1 protein-coding gene is annotated in these 678 nt (G+C 75.7%); it reads right to left on the reverse strand.

Features of this window, described 5'->3' with window-relative positions; all coding sequences use genetic code 11:
- A partial coding sequence (locus tag D183_RS0107475) for a TolC family protein (RefSeq protein WP_017908455.1) occupies positions 1 to 678 on the reverse strand: 678 nt, incomplete at both ends.

Raw genomic sequence — 678 nt, forward strand, 5'->3', positions numbered from 1 at the left:
GGCGGCATCGCGCGGCTCGTCCAGGGCGGTTTGCGCCTGCAGCGCGGCGGCCTGCGCCTGCGCCGCGGAAGCCGGCGTGGCCAGATGCAGGTCGACCAGCGTCGCCTGCAGGGTCGCCTGACGCTGGCGGGCGGCGACGACATCCTGCTGCAGCCGCTCGGCCTGCTGCGCGTGGCGCAGGTCGATCCAGTTGCGGGTCACCTCGGCGATGGTCGCCGCGCGTACCTGCGCCAGGTCGGCCTGGGCATTGTCCAGATCGCCGCGGGCCATGCGCCGGGTCGCCTCGCCGCGGCCGAACAGCGGCAACTCCCATTCCGAGTCGAGCCCGACCACCAGGAACGAGGCGCTGGCGTCGGGGTCGATCGGGTCGAGGGTGCGCGCACGCAGCTGCGGGCGTTGCGATGCGCCGGCCACGGTATCCAGGCGCCGCGCCGCGCGCAGCTTTGCCAGTGCCTGGCCGACGTTGAGGTCGTCGCGCAGCGCCTGCGCGACCAGCGCGTCGAGCTGCGGGTCGTGGAAGTCCTGCCACCAGGCCGTGCCGGGTGGGCGCGGGACCGCGGCCTGCGGCGTCGGGCTGCTCCATCGCGCGGGCAGCGACTGTTGCGGCAGGTCCGGCAACGGCGTGCTGGCGCAGCCGGCCAGGGCCAGTACGGCGGCCAGCGCCAGCACGCTGGCCGG

The organism is Xanthomonas sp. SHU 199 (assembly GCF_000364665.1).
Taxonomy (GTDB): domain Bacteria; phylum Pseudomonadota; class Gammaproteobacteria; order Xanthomonadales; family Xanthomonadaceae; genus Xanthomonas_A; species Xanthomonas_A sontii.